This window comes from Agrobacterium sp. MCAB5, from assembly GCF_052114365.1.
Taxonomy (GTDB): domain Bacteria; phylum Pseudomonadota; class Alphaproteobacteria; order Rhizobiales; family Rhizobiaceae; genus Agrobacterium; species Agrobacterium tumefaciens.
The window spans coordinates 1-627 of sequence record NZ_JBFREP010000134.1 but is presented as its reverse complement, the minus strand read 5'-3'; the positions used below and the strand labels follow the sequence as shown (position 1 = coordinate 627).

The following is a 627-nucleotide window of genomic DNA, read 5'->3' as shown; positions in this document are numbered from 1 at the left end:
TAGCACAACCGCCTGGTTTTGGCCGGTTTCGCTCTTGAAGGGATCAGAACTGACGACCCATGTTTCGGCCACGCAACAACGACGATTCGTCGGTCTTGGGCTCACATAATCTCGCCTCCGCCCAAACGTCATTCTTTCAGACGATCCACCGAACGCTTCATCAGATCCATTCGTTCGTGAAAAATCGCTACGATAAGGGCGGGCGCATCCTCACGAAGCAGACAAAAGACGTAGTGGTGCTGGCATCGCGCCATACTTAACGCCGGATAAAGCGCACTCATATCCTTGAACGAACCTCTGCCTTCGGCAAGGGTTGCGATACCTCGCTCCAAACCCGAGACTAGCGGCGTACCTGCGCAGCACTCCATTGCGTATATGTGTAGCGGATTACCGAAGGTAGATCTGATTCCGCTTCCGCGGTAAGAATATAGGCAGTTAAACGCGACCCTCGGAAACCTCCTCGTCAAGGATCTCCCCTACAGTTTTGGTCGACAGTCTCCCGGCAAGCCCCTCATTGACGCGCATGTTCATCAACGTCCTCAACTCCCCCCAGATTCGCTCTGCGTCTGCGTCACCGGGGAAGAGGAGCTCAAGCGCATACTGCTTGATTGTCTTGCCTTGCAATGC

1 protein-coding gene is annotated in these 627 nt (G+C 54.4%); it reads right to left on the bottom strand.

Annotation, left to right across the window (positions count from 1 at the left end):
* Nucleotides 1–435: 435 nt before the first annotated feature.
* A partial coding sequence (locus tag AB4Z23_RS27805) for an antitoxin (protein ID WP_441361219.1) occupies nt 436–627 on the bottom strand: 192 nt, incomplete at its 5' end.